This window comes from Lysinibacillus sp. FSL K6-4013, from assembly GCF_038630435.1.
Classification (GTDB): Bacteria; Bacillota; Bacilli; order Bacillales_A; family Planococcaceae; genus Lysinibacillus; species Lysinibacillus boronitolerans.
Genome location: NZ_CP152031.1, coordinates 1,361,719 through 1,376,397, shown reverse-complemented (window position 1 = coordinate 1,376,397; position 14,679 = coordinate 1,361,719). Strand labels below are relative to the sequence as shown.

12 protein-coding genes and 1 riboswitch are annotated in these 14,679 nt (G+C 37.5%); of the genes, 4 read left to right on the top strand and 8 right to left on the bottom strand.

Annotated features, from left to right (window positions below; all coding sequences use genetic code 11):
* Nucleotides 1-11: 11 nt before the first annotated feature.
* Nucleotides 12-1,346: a type I glutamate--ammonia ligase gene (gene glnA, locus MHB39_RS06530; RefSeq protein WP_036080124.1), complete on the bottom strand. Its 1,335-nt coding sequence runs from the start codon at nt 1,344-1,346 to the stop codon at nt 12-14.
* A gap of 585 nt (nt 1,347-1,931) precedes the next feature.
* Between glnA and MHB39_RS06525 the strand changes: the two genes are divergently transcribed.
* From MHB39_RS06525 to MHB39_RS06510, 4 genes are read left to right on the top strand one after another with little or no spacing between them, the layout of a single operon-like run.
* The gene (locus tag MHB39_RS06525) at nt 1,932-3,065 is read left to right on the top strand and encodes a SpoIIE family protein phosphatase (protein ID WP_342546040.1); all 1,134 of its coding nucleotides are present in this window, start codon (nt 1,932-1,934) and stop codon (nt 3,063-3,065) included.
* 6 nt (nt 3,066-3,071) lie between these two features.
* Nucleotides 3,072-3,491, top strand: coding sequence for an ATP-binding protein (locus tag MHB39_RS06520; RefSeq protein ID WP_036080129.1), 420 nt, complete (start codon nt 3,072-3,074; stop codon nt 3,489-3,491).
* Nucleotides 3,492-3,518: 27 nt separating this feature from the next.
* The gene (locus tag MHB39_RS06515) at nt 3,519-5,216 is read left to right on the top strand and encodes a methyl-accepting chemotaxis protein (protein WP_036080132.1); all 1,698 of its coding nucleotides are present in this window, start codon (nt 3,519-3,521) and stop codon (nt 5,214-5,216) included.
* 38 nt (nt 5,217-5,254) lie between these two features.
* Nucleotides 5,255-5,641 carry an STAS domain-containing protein gene (locus MHB39_RS06510; RefSeq protein WP_016991824.1) on the top strand — a complete coding sequence of 129 codons (387 nt, stop codon included), beginning with the start codon at nt 5,255-5,257 and terminating at the stop codon, nt 5,639-5,641.
* Nucleotides 5,642-5,849: 208 nt separating this feature from the next.
* Here MHB39_RS06510 and MHB39_RS06505 read toward each other — a convergent pair whose 3' ends face one another.
* From MHB39_RS06505 to MHB39_RS06475, 7 genes are all read right to left on the bottom strand, one after another.
* Nucleotides 5,850-7,058 carry an ISL3 family transposase gene (locus tag MHB39_RS06505; protein ID WP_342545650.1) on the bottom strand — a complete coding sequence of 403 codons (1,209 nt, stop codon included), beginning with the start codon at nt 7,056-7,058 and terminating at the stop codon, nt 5,850-5,852.
* Between the two features lie 470 nt (nt 7,059-7,528).
* Nucleotides 7,529-8,875 carry a sodium-dependent transporter gene (locus MHB39_RS06500; RefSeq protein WP_036080548.1) on the bottom strand — a complete coding sequence of 449 codons (1,347 nt, stop codon included), beginning with the start codon at nt 8,873-8,875 and terminating at the stop codon, nt 7,529-7,531.
* A 219-nt stretch (nt 8,876-9,094) separates the two neighbouring features.
* On the bottom strand, nt 9,095-9,682 hold the full coding sequence (locus MHB39_RS06495) for an ECF transporter S component (protein WP_036080135.1): 588 nt from the start codon (nt 9,680-9,682) through the stop codon (nt 9,095-9,097).
* A gap of 217 nt (nt 9,683-9,899) precedes the next feature.
* Nucleotides 9,900-10,086, bottom strand: a riboswitch (FMN riboswitch).
* A gap of 144 nt (nt 10,087-10,230) precedes the next feature.
* Nucleotides 10,231-11,517: an RNA polymerase subunit sigma gene (locus MHB39_RS06490; RefSeq protein WP_342546037.1), complete on the bottom strand. Its 1,287-nt coding sequence runs from the start codon at nt 11,515-11,517 to the stop codon at nt 10,231-10,233.
* Entirely contained in the window at nt 11,514-12,068 is a 555-nt protein-coding gene (sigX, locus tag MHB39_RS06485; RefSeq protein WP_081011069.1) for an RNA polymerase sigma factor SigX, read from the bottom strand. Before sigX ends, MHB39_RS06490 begins: the two co-directional genes overlap by 4 nt.
* A 57-nt stretch (nt 12,069-12,125) precedes the next feature.
* Complete coding sequence (locus tag MHB39_RS06480) at nt 12,126-13,901, bottom strand: ATP-binding protein (RefSeq protein WP_016995169.1); 1,776 nt, start codon at nt 13,899-13,901, stop codon at nt 12,126-12,128.
* Nucleotides 13,894-14,610: a response regulator transcription factor gene (locus MHB39_RS06475; protein ID WP_004232215.1), complete on the bottom strand. Its 717-nt coding sequence runs from the start codon at nt 14,608-14,610 to the stop codon at nt 13,894-13,896. The genes MHB39_RS06480 and MHB39_RS06475 overlap by 8 nt, the downstream gene beginning before the upstream one ends.
* Nucleotides 14,611-14,679: the final 69 nt, after the last annotated feature.

Below are 14,679 nucleotides of genomic sequence, written 5' to 3'. Positions count from 1 at the left end.
AGCCCCAACCTTTAGTACATCGTTAAATACTCCTCACGCTCCCAGTTATGGACACGTGTGCGATATTTATTCCATTCAATCTCTTTCGCAGCTGTGAATTTATCGTAAATATGGTCACCCAGTGCATCACGAACAATGGCATCCATCTCTAATTCGATTAACGCAAATTCTAATGAGGATGGTAAACTATCAATCCCATTCAACTCCCGATCCGCTGCTGTCATTTTATAAATGTTACGGTCTACTGCAGCTGGTGGCGTTAAATCTTTTCGTATACCATCCAGCCCAGATGCTAGAATAACAGTCATTGCTAAATAAGGGTTTGCTGCTGGATCCACTGAACGCAATTCAATTCGTGTAGATAGTCCACGAGCTGCTGGAATACGAATTAATGGTGAGCGGTTTTGAGCAGACCAAGCTACATAGCAAGGGGCTTCATAGCCAGGTACTAATCGTTTATAGGAATTGACAAGTGGATTTGTGATAGCCGTAAAGCCATGCACATGCTTCATGATTCCTGCCATAAAGCTACGTGCGGTTGCACTTAATTGCAAGTCTGCATGTTCATCGTAGAAGGCATTTTTATCACCTTCAAATAACGAGAGATTAAAATGCATTCCTGACCCATTGACCCCAAATAGTGGCTTTGGCATAAATGTTGCGTGGAGGCCATGCTGTGCAGCAATGGTTTTTACAACTAGTTTAAATGTTTGGATATTGTCACATGCCTCAATAGCACTCGCATACTTAAAGTCGATTTCATGCTGGCCTGGTGCTACTTCATGATGAGACGCTTCAATCTCGAAGCCCATTCCCTCTAGCTCTAAAACAATATCACGACGACAGTTCTCTCCCAAATCAGTTGGCGCTAAATCAAAATAGCCCCCACTATCATTTAATTCCAGTGTCGGACGCCCCTTTTCATCCAACTTGAATAGGAAAAATTCAGGCTCTGGCCCTAAATTAAACGAAGTAAAGCCTAGCTCCTCCATTTCCTTCAATACTCGTTTTAAATTGGAGCGTGGATCTCCTTCAAACGGTGTACCATCTGGTCTTGCAATATCACAGATAAAGCGTGCCACTTTCCCCTTTTCAGCAGTCCAAGGAAAAATCACGAAGGTATTGAAATCAGGCTTTAAATACATATCCGATTCTTCAATACGCACAAAACCTTCGATTGAAGAGCCGTCAAACATGACTTTATTATCTAGCGCTTTTTCTAATTGACTGACAGGCACTTCCACATTTTTGATTGTCCCTAATATATCTGTAAACTGTAGGCGAATAAATTTCACATTTTCTTCCTTCACTCGACGTATAATATCTTCTTTGGTATAATGTTTCATTTTTCACCACTCCAATGTAAATTTAATTAACATACTTTTTTATGACTGATCTAAAAATACATTAAAATTGAATAATAAGCAATATGTATGTAATGTTTTATAACATGCATTTTATCGAATATATTAATCCCTTTTTTAGATTAATTTTTCTTACCACATTTCCATCTCAAATAGCGATCTTTCACCTTAAAAGAAGGGCAAAATTAATACTTTCTACAAAAGGCCTTTAGTCTTACAAAATCCTTCGTCACTCTAAAAATGTACAGTCAAGTATCATGACTAGAGACGAAGCATTCTCTACTTCCTCATGCATCAAATGCAGATATATCAAGAGCATCGTTAAAAAGTTAACCCGTGAACCCTATCCAAGAACCTAGATGTCAAAAATCCTATTGATTAAGTTTTACTTTATATCACAAAAGCCTTGTATAATGCCATATTTATTGGTAAATTTATAGCAAATTAGAATTTTCATTTATTCATATTATCAGTAAATACGGAGTATATAATTATGGTTAGAAATCATTATGTTGGCTTCCAGGAAATATTTAGTTATAGATACATAAGGCGGTGAATTTAGTAGGCATGTCAGTATTAATTATTGGCAGCGTAAGTAATGATGTGCTACGTCTGCAGAAATATTTTCATCGTATCAGCATCCCAAATATTCATTGCTTTTCAACAACGGAAGCAGCAATGAATTATTTAGTAGATTCATCTTTGAAAGATGAGCTGGAATTAATCGTCCTCGACACTAAAATGACACTCAGCAATTGCGAGGAAATTTGTCAGCACATTCATGTACTTAAAAATTGGATAGATGTCCCTATCCTTCTATCCACTACCTACGAAAAAAACATAACAATCGATAGGGTGTTTGAAGCAGGTATTTTCGACTTTATTTTAAAGCCGTTTGATTTTACTCATTTTAAAACTCGAATTCAAGTAGCCTTAAAATATCAGAAGGAAGCCACGCTTCGAAAGCAGCAAGAAAGTATGATTCAAAAAGATTTATTCGTTGCAAAAAAATTCCAAAAGAACGCACTATCTCCTCCATTAAATCTTGAGCAAATACAGATTGATGGTCTTTATGTAACATCTAATACACTAGGAGGTGACATGTACTGTTGGTTTAAGATTAATGACCACTTAACCGCCATTCTTCTGTACGATGCAATGGGGCATGGCATAGCTGCATCACTCGTTACGATGTCCATTAGATCATTATTAAAAGGGATAATCACTAAGTTAATTGATCCAGTAGCAGTAATCCAAGAACTTAACCGCCAAATATACGAGCTATTTTCTGATGAAGATATGGACCGTTTTTTAATGACGGCGATTTACATACTTCTAGATACGAAAAATGGAACATTGCACTATGTGAATGCGGCTCACCCTTCTGGTTTTTTATTTGGAAAATATGGAGAAACAGTCTTCCTCCCAGCGAATACACCTATCCTCGGACTATTCCCTACTATTCAAATAAATAAAAAAACAATACCTTTATCAGGCTGGCACCGTATTATTCTTTATACAGATGGATTATTAACATTGAACGAGCAAAATTCAATTGATATGGACTTTTTCTACGCTTATGCTTCACAGGATAATAGCTATGCACTACAAAAATTTTCTCAAAAATACAATTTAATTGACAATGATTACAGCGATGACATCACAGTCGTTTCAATAACAATTACATTAAAGGGTAGGTGATTGAAGATGGAATTCACACTCAATGTAAATCCTGATACACAAGCTATAGCCTTTATTGATCAAATTATGGAGAATTATACAAATTTATATAATCTACCTTATAAACGAGAAATAAGATTTGTTGTTCATGAATTAGTCATCAATGCCGTAGAGGCTATGGGGAAAATTAATATACCCACTCAAAAGGAAATTCAAATACATGTAACTCAATCAAACGAAGAAATAAAAATAACTGTCACTGACGAAGCAAAAGGTATTGACGAAAAGGACTGGGACAAAGTTCTTCAATTCGATTTAGACAAACTTGATTATGCTGATCGTGGACGCGGTTTATTTTTTGTCAAAAATATGGTAGACCATATTTGGTTCGAAAATATTTCTGAAACAAAATTTTTAGTAGGTATTTCCAAAAAGTTTCATCTATAAAGTAAACGTAAAATTGGGGGCGTTTTAATGAAGTTATCTATACGAAAGAAAATGAATCTGCTTATATTTGGTTGTATTATTTTACTTACTTCCCTTTTAGCAGGCGTCAATTTTTTTGTTGCCAAGAACAATCTATTAGAAAGTGCTGATACAAAGCTTTTATCAGATATACAATTGAGCTATGAATATTTAGATGCTAAATACCCTGGAGAATGGTCCATAAAAAACAATCAGCTCTATAAAGGCGATATCAATATGGTAGAAAACTTTGAGGTGGCTGATAAAGTTGGAGAACTTACAAACGGGAATGCTGTATCCATCTTTCAAAACGATACTCGTATCAGTACCAATATAGTGGATAATGGTGAGCGTGCTTTAAATACAAAGGTTTCTGACGAGGTTGCAACTGTTGTGCTCGGAGAAAAAAAGCGCTTTATCGGTTCTGCAAATGTCTTAGGAAGTTTGCATCAAGCAGCCTATGATCCTATCGTAAATAGTCAAGGCGAGGTGATCGGTGTATGGGCAACCGCTGTCCCTACCGCTCCTTATATAAGCATTGCAACAAAATCAGCACTGGAGAATGTAGCTATTTCCTTAGTGATTGCCATTGTAATGATCGGAGGAATTAGTTGGTTCTTACAAAAGCAAATTGTAAATCCTATTAACATTTTAAGTACCAATGCCAAGGAATTAGCAGAACTAAATTTAAATGTTAAACTGTTAAACCCTAAAGGCAAAGATGAAATCGCTGAATTAGCACGCGCATTTAGTAGTATGAAAAATCATTTAACAGAGACGATAAAGATTGTAGCTGGTAGTGCACACCAAATTGCAAAGTCGTCACACACTTTGGCAGAATCATCACATCAAACAAGTGAAGCATCTAATCAGATTGCACTAACAATGAATGAAATCGCCGTTGGTACTACCACTCAATCTGATCAGGCTGAACGAATAGTTTCAATGATGCAAAAAACGATTGAAGAAGTATCAAAGAGCTTACAAAAGGCTGAAATCACTTTAAATAGCGCTATCGAATCCACTCATATCGCACGTAAAGGAGAAGAAGCCATCAATGAAGCGATTATGCATCTAAGTGATGTTACAAAAACTGTGTCTTATGCAACTGATTCTATCCAAAAATTAGGCAAGCGCTCTGAAGAAATTGGTGGTATTATTACCGTTATCACTGGGATCGCAGAACAAACGAATCTGTTAGCACTCAATGCAGCCATTGAGGCAGCACGAGCAGGTGATCAAGGAAAAGGCTTTGCTGTCGTTGCATCAGAGGTTCGTCAACTTGCAGAGCAGTCAAGTTTAGCAGCAGGACAAATTACAAATCTTATTAATGATATCCAGGCTGAAACATCTGTAACCGTACGAACGATGGAAAGCAATTTACTGGCTGTCGAGGAGCAGGTTACGATCATCAATAAAGGTGGAAGTGCCCTTAAGGAAATCGTGGAGAAAGTTGTCGAAACTGAGGAAGGCGTCGAACAAATGAAAGTGGCATTTACACATGTTAACGACAACTCTTTAAGCGTACAACAAGCAATTCAAGATATTTCTCGTATCATTGAGGACGCTGCCGCAGCTACAGAGGAGATTGCAGCAACCTCAGAAGAGCAATATGCGACTGTTGCAGAAATTACACAAAGCTCAGATGAGTTATCATCAATTGCTGATAATTTACAAAATGAAGTGAATAAATTTAAGTTTGAATAAATCCCCAAACAAGAAAAGAATAATGGAGGCGCTATAGGATGAATCAGAAGAAAATTGCAATGAATATTGACACAAAGGCTGATTATATTGTAATTGCGTTTACAGGCGATTTAGAATACGGGATGATTGAAGAAATAAAGTCAGAGCTTCAAACACTTAGCTTAGACACAAAGCATGGATACATTATCGATATGCAAAAGGTAACAAATATTGATAGTACTGGATTCGGTATGATCGTTAATTTTGCTAAGAAAGTGTCTGTAAAAGATAAGAAAATCGCCATTATTGTCGTCGATGATTTCATTCGCAACTTATTCGCTATTTCACAGGTTGATAAAGTATTCCCTATTGCCAAAAGCGAAGAACAAGCAAGGAAGATTATTAAAGAAGATTGGCTAGGTGAGCTATCACTTAACGATTATTAATCTTTGTAACCATAATAAAAAGGTGTATTCCTAATAGACGGAATACACCTTTTCATGTTTAAAAAAAGGGTCCTTTGTCAATTGTTGGGGTGACAAACGAGAGAAGTAAATTTTTTAGTTTACAAGAATCACTTTTCCTGCCCCATCCATTGCTTACGAAGCGTAGCGAGGAAGCAATGGATGGGGCAGGTCGGCTCGTTTCATTTTCTCACCCAACATATAATCCTATTTTTCTATACATGTGTCCTAATAATATTTTCGCTTTAAAGTGCTCATATTTGCGGAAGCCATAAGCATTTCGTTTGAGCACTTTTGATTTATTATTAATACCTTCTAAAAAACCATTTGAATAGTTGAATACAAAGCTATTTAAGATTTCTACCTGCCAGTTTTTTAACGTTTGTATTCGCTTTCTAAATGCAGGAATAGTTGCCTCTTCTACCTTACGGTAAAATGCTTCTAATCCATTTTTAATCTTTTGAATATCCTTTTCTTCTTTGGCCTGTGTAAACCAATGTTTATAATCTTCTTTTAACTCATATGCTTTTTTCAATTCAGGTGATAAACCAAGATAATAATTTAAATACCAACGCTCTTCCTCAGTTAATTTCGCTGAATTTTTATGTAAAACAAATCGCATTTTCTTACACTTTTTGCGATCATAGGCGTGCCATTCTTTTTGAACTTTTCTTCTGACATCATCCAAAGCCCAGTGAATATACCGACAATAATGGAACCGATCTGCTACAATAATCGGTTTCGCTAAAGCTTGATAGACAGCCGCTTTAAAGCTTCCATTCATATCCATAACGACAACTTCCACATCTTGACCGTATTTTTGTAAGTAAGCTTTTATTGTTTGTAGTCGACGATTCGGTAAAATATCAATCGGTTCATGTGTCTCCGCATTCGCTATAATCAGCTGATATTTTCCCGAATCCGTATCCGCTTTATACTCATCAATGGCAATGGCTTTTGGTAAACGAAAACCTTCAGGTAACGCTACTTTGGTTTGTTTGTAGAATCTCCGAAGTATTGTAGAAATAGATGTACCAAGTGTGATTGCAGCTTCCTTAAATGTTTTCGCTTTAACAGATTGAAGGATCATAGCTTGATTTGCCTCTTTAGAAAAACGTTGATAACGCTCGATAAATGGAGCTTTTTCGGAAAAACGCTTTCCGCAAGTACAACGATAGCGACGACCTTTATACATCAATATCGTTAAACGTCCCCACATTGGAAGATGTCCAATCTTACGCATTCGATAATCATGAATTTTCGTTGTGTTTTTACCACATTCGGGACAAATATGTTCCTTTATAGGCATTGAAATATACAGCAAAATGCGATTCTCTTGTTCGATAATTTCCTCAATCTTTACTCCTTTAAATCCTGGTAATTCCATGTTAAAATTCATACAGCACAACTCCCCTTTACTAACTTGTTTCTCAACAATTCAAGTATAGTAAAATAGGTGATGTTGTGCATTTTTATTTTAGAAATTGTTTAAAAACCCCAACATTTATTATAGAACCAAAAAAAGAAGATGTCCACGGCAGAAAAAGCAACTTTGCAAGGTGAAAGGTATTTCCGTTCCGCCAGCGTCTAGGGGGCGTCCGATGAGCCGCTTTACTCACTTCCATTCGCTCCAGGGTCTCATCTTTGACCCCTGGCTCCACTCCAATCAACCATTTTTTCATAGTAGCATAGCGATTTCAATGTGGAGAAGTGGTGATTGACAGCACCTCTACATAAAGAGTAATGAACACCTTCATTTTATTTGAAAACCTTTGCTAAATAGATTAGATTTTTTTGGTTAGATAGGAAAGCAAGTAGCCAAGCAACAGATATCCATTTCTACCTTTCAATTGACTGTTTTGTTTTTCTTTAATACTGCAGTAGCATATTAACAAACACAACGAGAATAATAATCGGTACAACAACTAACATTAACATACGATATGTAGAATAATAGCCTTGCCCCATTTGACTACCCGTTAGCAATTCTCTCTTCACAAATTCTTTATCCACTACATAGGCAATAAAAATAGCAATGAATAAATTCCCTAATGGAAGCATGATATTCGACACTAAAAAATCGGTTGCATCAAAGATACTTTTCTCAAAAATCATTATATCCGATAATACACTCGAAGAAAGTGCTGCTGGAATAGCTGCAATAAATACGACTATACCAAGTAAAAGCGTCCACATCGGTCGGGATTTCTGACTATGCTCCATAAATGCCGCGACGATAATCTCATATAAACTAAATGATGACGTTAATGTAGCAAATAAAAATAGCAATAAAAACATGGCTAAAAACACTTCACCAAATGGCATTTGACTAAAAGCTGTTGGCAGCACCATAAATAGCAAACCCGGACCCGCTGCTGGCTCTAAATCAAAGGCGAACACCACAGGGAAAATCGCTAAACCTGCTAAAAATGAAACAAGCACGGTTAACAACACTACAGAACCCGCTGAATTCGGAAGACTGACATCCTTTTTTAAATAAGAGCTATATGTAACTAGACAAGAAAAGCCTACTGCTAACCCAAAGAACGATTGTCCTAGGGCTTCTAATAATGCTTTACCTGTAATATTCGAGAAATCAGGCCATAAGAAGAATTTTACCCCTTCCATTGCCCCATCTAATGTAACTGCACGCACAACAAGGACAATGAACATTATGAAGAGTAACGGCATCATCCATTTATTGGCCTTTTCAATTCCATTTTGTACACCTAATGAAATCACAAGTACGTTGGCTAATGTAAACAACACTAGTCCAACTAGCGTAATCCAAGGCGTACCTATAATTTTTCCAAATAGTTCAGCTGGATCTACTGCTGGATCAATTACCGCGCCAGCTACACCTAGCCCGCTATAAATAAAGATCCAACCTCCAACTACGCTATAAAAAGTTAATAATAAAAAACAGCCTAGCACGCCCATTCGACCAATCCAAGCCCAGCCTGGCTTAGTTGGAGCAATTTTTTTATACGCTGTTACAGCCTCGGATTGTGTACCACGTCCTAAAACATACTCGGACAATAACATCGGTAGTCCTATTAACAAGGTAAATAACACAAAGATAAGGAAAAATGCTCCTCCACCACTTTGTCCTGTTACATAGGGAAGTTTCCAAATTGCCCCTAGTCCGATCGCCGCACCAGCTGATGCTAAAATAAAACCTAATTTACTAGACCACTGTCCTTTTTTTCCACTCATCTCTTCAAACTCCTCAAACATTCTAAACTCTTCTCTATTTTACATGAAAATATAGCTTTCGACTAGGTTGTAATTATAAAGTACTAGTTAGCTTTTTTACCCCATTACTTTTTTCTATATTTATCCGTTAGTTTAGCCTTTCTATTCTTCACACCTTTCCCTATCCATCATTCCTTCCAACAAAAAACCTCAGGTATGTTCACCCGAGGTTAGTAAAAATTATTTTGTTATATAGATAGAACGCTGGCGGTCGATCCATTTGCGCATTGTTGTAAATAAAAACGCCATAATAGCCGTTAATAAAATACCTTTTACAATGTTAAATGGTAAAATCCCAGCGATGATCATTTTATAAAGCGAATCACCTACAACAGGCTCCATACCTAAGAAGTATGTGTACATCGGTAAAAATACTGCGTAGTTTAAAATACTCATGCCTACTGCCATTACAACTGTTCCAGTCGCTAAACCTCCAACAAGACCAGCAATTGTTTTAAAGCGATTAAAAATAAGGCTTACTGGTAAAATAAATAAAATACCTGTTGCAAAGTTGGCAATATGACCTACTGGCACACCTGTTGGCGTTCCCGAGAAAATCCAATCCAATACATTTTTAAATAATTCTACTAAAATACCAGCCACAGGCCCCATAGTGATGGCTGCTATTAATGCTGGCATATCACTAAAGTCGACTTCCAAAAATGCTGGGAATGGTGGAATTGGGAAATTAAAAAGCATTAATAAAAACGAAATACTGCTCAGCATGCCAATCGTAATAAACGATTGAAGTTTAACATTTTTCTTCATAGAAAACTCTCTCCTCTTTGCTGATTCAATCTCGCAAGAAGAAAGGTGACGATCTTTCAATTGTTAGCATGAAAAAACCCTTATGCATGAAAAGCACAAGGGAGAAAGGCATGACGAATAAGCGTCAACATAAACTATTTTTAAGCACTGTTTAAAAAGTCATACAAAAAAAGCGCTCGGTCATAGTTCATTTCATAACAATGAATGACGATCGTACCTCCATCTTCTCCCATCCAGACTTTAACTGTCGGCCTTGGAATCACACCAAGTCAGCCATGCAAATAAATTTGCACAGGTCGCGGGCTGAAGAGCGAAGCATAAACCATTCGAGTTAATGAAAAACATTAACGGTTCACCACTCTATTACCGCCGGTCGGGATTTTCACCCTGCCCCGAAGATGAATCATATTATTTTATACTACAACCTTACTATAATTAATTATCAAGAAAAAGTAAATAGTTCTGCTTAAAAAAAATCCGATTAGATTTGTATGTATTGTAAAAATGGAGCATTCCATGTTACAGGAATGCTCCATTTTTGATTTTGTCTAAGGCATATATTGTTTATTTGGCCCCACAGGCTTTGGCAAATACGTTTTAAAATCGAATCCTTCCCAGCTTTCTTGGACCACATTATCTAAGCGTAATTGTTGGTCAAAGCTAGCAGCAGTTAACATCATAGCCTCAATCAGTTGGGTAGCGCGAATTGGCTCCATCGATGCTAAATCTAAAGGGATATCGAATGTAACGACTACACCTTCTGCTTCCTCTTTCACCGTGTATGTCACATTTTCAGGAACAACTGTTACATAAACATCATCATTTTTGTTTTTCATTAATGTAAGTGCCTCTGTAACATTAGCAAATGTTTGACGGAAATCTGGTGATAGATATTCTGCCCCATTACCATCTTGGTATAAATAATAATTAAAATGTTTGGCGTTTGTTAATGACATGGCTTGGCTTGGCTCACCCTCTTGAGAAAACTCATAAGGTGTGCCATCTTCATTTTGAATCTCAACTTCCGTATATTCAGAATCCGAGAATGTATCCTCTAAAGTACCTTTGTATTCATTAACGGTAGCTGAAGCAACATCATAGTTATTGTCCTTTGGTAAAACGTGGACAAGCTTGTCATCTTTCTCCTTCAGTTCACCCTTAAAAGGATGATAATCCGTAAACCCTTTGGCTTCTTCATCAATTTGAGGAGCATATTTCTCATACATCTGTAAAGTAGAAGGTTTTTGCGTCCCAAAATCAGTTGCTACACGCTCATTTGGTATAACATATGTCATTGGTACACTTTCTGCATCACGTCCTGCCAAACCAATACGAAAAACGACAGCATCTTTCACATCTTCCTCATAGACTGATGACCGTAAAGATAACATACGCTCATGCTCCGCTACAATACTGGATTGAAGTGCCTCATCCTGGGTAGCGGCCTCTTTAGCAGAACGATCTTCCTGTAATGTAGAGTAATTAGCCGTTTCCGGTGTACTAGCTAGATCTTTTTGGCTAGCGTTATTATTCATGACCATGGAGCCAACGAGCACCGTTAACGCGAGAACAGCTGCTATACTCGTAAAAATCGACATTTTTCGGAACTTAAATCGTGATGGTTGTTCATCTTGAATCAAAGGTTTACTTTCTTGTTGTGCTTCTTCATTCTCTATAGGTTGTTGTATCGCTTCTTGAAGGTGACTATTATCCTGCAAGCGAGCATCTGCCATTAACCGATTTAATATTTCTTCTTTTGAACGGCGGTCAGAAAGCTTAGGGGCATTGTTCAATACATGTTCAAGCTGTTCATCATCAAATGGCTTATGCGTCATTGCCGTTTCGCCTCCTGTTCTCTAATCGGCTGTAGCTGTTGCCTTAAAAATTTAATGGCTCGATGCTGGGTGGTTTTTACCTTAGCTTCTGTCCAATCTAGTATTTGCGCTGTTTCTGCAATTGATAAGTCCTGAAAATAGCGCATAATAATGACCATTTTTTGGTCGCCTGTACAGTTTTCAAGTGCTGATTCTACCTGCATAAATTCATCACTGGCCTGTAGCATATCTTCCGGTGATGGTGTGGTTGAATGGAGCTGTTCCGTTTCCCAGTCAAAGAAATCATGTGAATGCTTTTGGCGTACAGCTTGCTTTCTAAAATGATCAATCGCTACATTTTTGGCAATAGCAAATAGCCAAGTTTTCTCACTACTATTCCCTGCAAATTGATCGTACGAGCGCAACACTCGTACATAAACTTCATGTGCTAAATCTTCGGCAAGTGTACGGTTTTTTACTAAATATATTAAAAACTGAAACACGTCTTGGTGATATGCATCGTATAGTCGATGGAACACGGAGTCATTCAAAGCACTCCACCCCCGTTCTATAATATTTGTCGTCTTACATTCATAGAAGTTACAGCCAATTAATAGCAATACATGTTATTAATCGAACGGTAAATAAAACGTGAAGGTCGTACCCTCTTTCAGCACACTGTCTACCATTATATTACCTGAGTGTGCCTTCACAATATTTCTAGCAATGGCTAAGCCGAGACCAGTTCCACCCTTGGAACGAGTACGTGCCTTATCGGCTTTATAAAAACGTTCAAAGACATAGGGTAAGTCCTCTTGAGGAATACCGTGTCCTGTATCTTGGACAGATATTTTAGCAAATGTCGGCTCCTGCTCTACTTTTACAGTCACAGACCCTTCATCTGTATGTCTAAGGGCATTGTCAACTAAATTTGTAAGCACTTGTTCAATGCGATCCTCATCTATATTAATCATAGCTTCGTCATTAAATTCACTGTCAAATTGCAGACGAACGTGCTTTTCTTTTGCTACCTGCGCAAATTTTTGTGTAATTCGTTCGAATGTAGAGTTAATCGGTAATTCATCTTTATATAGCGTCATATGCCCTGATTCCATGCGTGCTAAATCTAATAGATCTGTCACAAGACGGCCCATTCGCTTCGATTCATCATAAATAATTTTGGTAATCTCATTACGCTCTTCCTGATCCTGAATAAAATCATCATCCATCAATGCTTCCGAGTAACCTTGAAGCATGGCAATCGGTGTCCGTAGCTCATGAGAGACATTGGCTATAAAATCGGATCTAAGTTTTTCTAAGCGATGTTGTTCAGTCATATCACGAATAACAGCCACAGCGCCACGTATCATTTCACCACTATAAAGGGGACTAATAGTAAACGTATAATAGCTGCCGTCCATTTCAATTTCCTCTTCTAGTTTATCCTCAAACATCAGCACATGATCAAGCATATGATACAGCTCTGGCGGGATAGGTTTAGCACTTTGTGAGCCTTTATTCACAAACCACTTTTGCATTAGCCGTTCTGCTGGTGGATTACTTAATAATATTGTACGATCACGGTTAAATGTAATCACAGCATCTGTCATAGATGTCAAAATATTAGAAAGCTGTTCGTTTTCTTGATTGATGACCTCTAAATTATGCTTTAATTGACGGCCCATTTGGTTAAAGGCAACGGCAAGCTGACCAATTTCGTCATTTTGGGTAGTAGGCATTTTCGCTTCAAAATTCCCTTTCGCGATTTCAAAAGCCAATTCACGCATTTTTCTCAATGGCGAAGTAATACGTGAAGAAAGGAAAAATGCGAAGAATGTCGTCAACACAAATGCTATGAAGGCTGCTAAAAAGACAATTTTCGTTGTTTCCTTAGACGTTTTATGTAGCGCATCAGGGCTTTGATAGATGAAGACAGCTCCATGTACTGCATTTTCAACATTTAGCGGAAAACCAAGTACGACATAAGATTCCATCTTTTCTTGATCAGTTGAAGAAGGCATCATCATTTCTTTAATAATCGGTTCATCTGATTGAAACACTTCATGAAAAGATTTATTGGCTAAAATGGTATCTTGTATTTCTTTTTTATTGACACCTTCTTGCATCGCAAAGGACACTTCAACATGACTGATAGCGATCAATGCATTGGTCCCTGTAGGTAAAATATCTTTTAATAATTCCGAGGTAGATTCGGCTGTTTCATTGTCATCTACTATACTTGCTACCGTTGCAGCTGTTTGCCGCAATGAAATTTCTGCTTGCTGCATATGGTAATTTTGAAGAAATTCAAGCATTAACACCGTGAAAACAAATAATACAAATGAAACGAGAAGCAATATGGTTACCCATAGCTTCCCGACAACACTATTCCATATTCTATTCATTGACAACCTCAAATTTGTATCCAACGCCCCAAACCGTCACAATCATTTTAGCAGCGTTTTCAGAAACTCGGTTGAGCTTTTCACGTAAACGTTTTACATGTGTGTCCACTGTACGTAAATCACCAAAGAAGTCATAATGCCATACCTCTTTTAGTAGTTGTTCACGGTCAAATACTTTGTCTGGCGATTTCGCTAAAAAGTAAAGCAATTCATACTCTTTCGGTGTTAAATTAACCTCAATGCCCTCTGCAGTCACACGGTGTGCATCATGATCAATCATTAAATGTTGGAACACCACTAAATCTTTTGAAGAAGACGCATTTGTCGTTGGTGAGAAAGCCTGTGAACGGCGTAAAATAGCCTTCACACGTAGCACAACCTCACGAGGACTAAATGGTTTTACAATATAGTCATCTGCACCAAGCTCAAACCCTTGTACACGGTTCGCTTCTTCGCCTTTGGCAGTTAATAAAATAATCGGTGTTGCTGCGCGCTCTCGAATTTCCGCACACACTTCTAGCCCATCTTTTTCAGGCATCATAATATCAAGTAAAATACAGTGATACTCTTTTTCTAAAGATTTCTCGATCGCTTGTTCACCATTTTCGGCCTCGTCAACAAGGTATCCTTCACGCTCAAGATACATTTTTAATAAGCGGCGAATACGATCCTCGTCATCTACTACTAATACTGAAATATTTTCTGACACTTTCACGATCCCTCTCTTCCAATCTTTCTCTAACTTCTATTGTACATGGTGTGACACATATTGAAAAGA

What these genes read in the sequence shown, in the direction of transcription:
- glnA (WP_036080124.1), bottom strand. Translation starts at nt 1,346, where the DNA reads ATGAAACATTATACCAAAGAAGATATTATACGTCGAGTGAAGGAAGAA.
- MHB39_RS06525 (WP_342546040.1), top strand. Translation starts at nt 1,932, where the DNA reads ATGTCAGTATTAATTATTGGCAGCGTAAGTAATGATGTGCTACGTCTG.
- MHB39_RS06520 (WP_036080129.1), top strand. Translation starts at nt 3,072, where the DNA reads ATGGAATTCACACTCAATGTAAATCCTGATACACAAGCTATAGCCTTT.
- MHB39_RS06515 (WP_036080132.1), top strand. Translation starts at nt 3,519, where the DNA reads ATGAAGTTATCTATACGAAAGAAAATGAATCTGCTTATATTTGGTTGT.
- MHB39_RS06510 (WP_016991824.1), top strand. Translation starts at nt 5,255, where the DNA reads ATGAATCAGAAGAAAATTGCAATGAATATTGACACAAAGGCTGATTAT.
- MHB39_RS06505 (WP_342545650.1), bottom strand. Translation starts at nt 7,058, where the DNA reads ATGAATTTTAACATGGAATTACCAGGATTTAAAGGAGTAAAGATTGAG.
- MHB39_RS06500 (WP_036080548.1), bottom strand. Translation starts at nt 8,875, where the DNA reads ATGAGTGGAAAAAAAGGACAGTGGTCTAGTAAATTAGGTTTTATTTTA.
- MHB39_RS06495 (WP_036080135.1), bottom strand. Translation starts at nt 9,682, where the DNA reads ATGAAGAAAAATGTTAAACTTCAATCGTTTATTACGATTGGCATGCTG.
- MHB39_RS06490 (WP_342546037.1), bottom strand. Translation starts at nt 11,517, where the DNA reads ATGACGCATAAGCCATTTGATGATGAACAGCTTGAACATGTATTGAAC.
- MHB39_RS06480 (WP_016995169.1), bottom strand. Translation starts at nt 13,901, where the DNA reads ATGAATAGAATATGGAATAGTGTTGTCGGGAAGCTATGGGTAACCATA.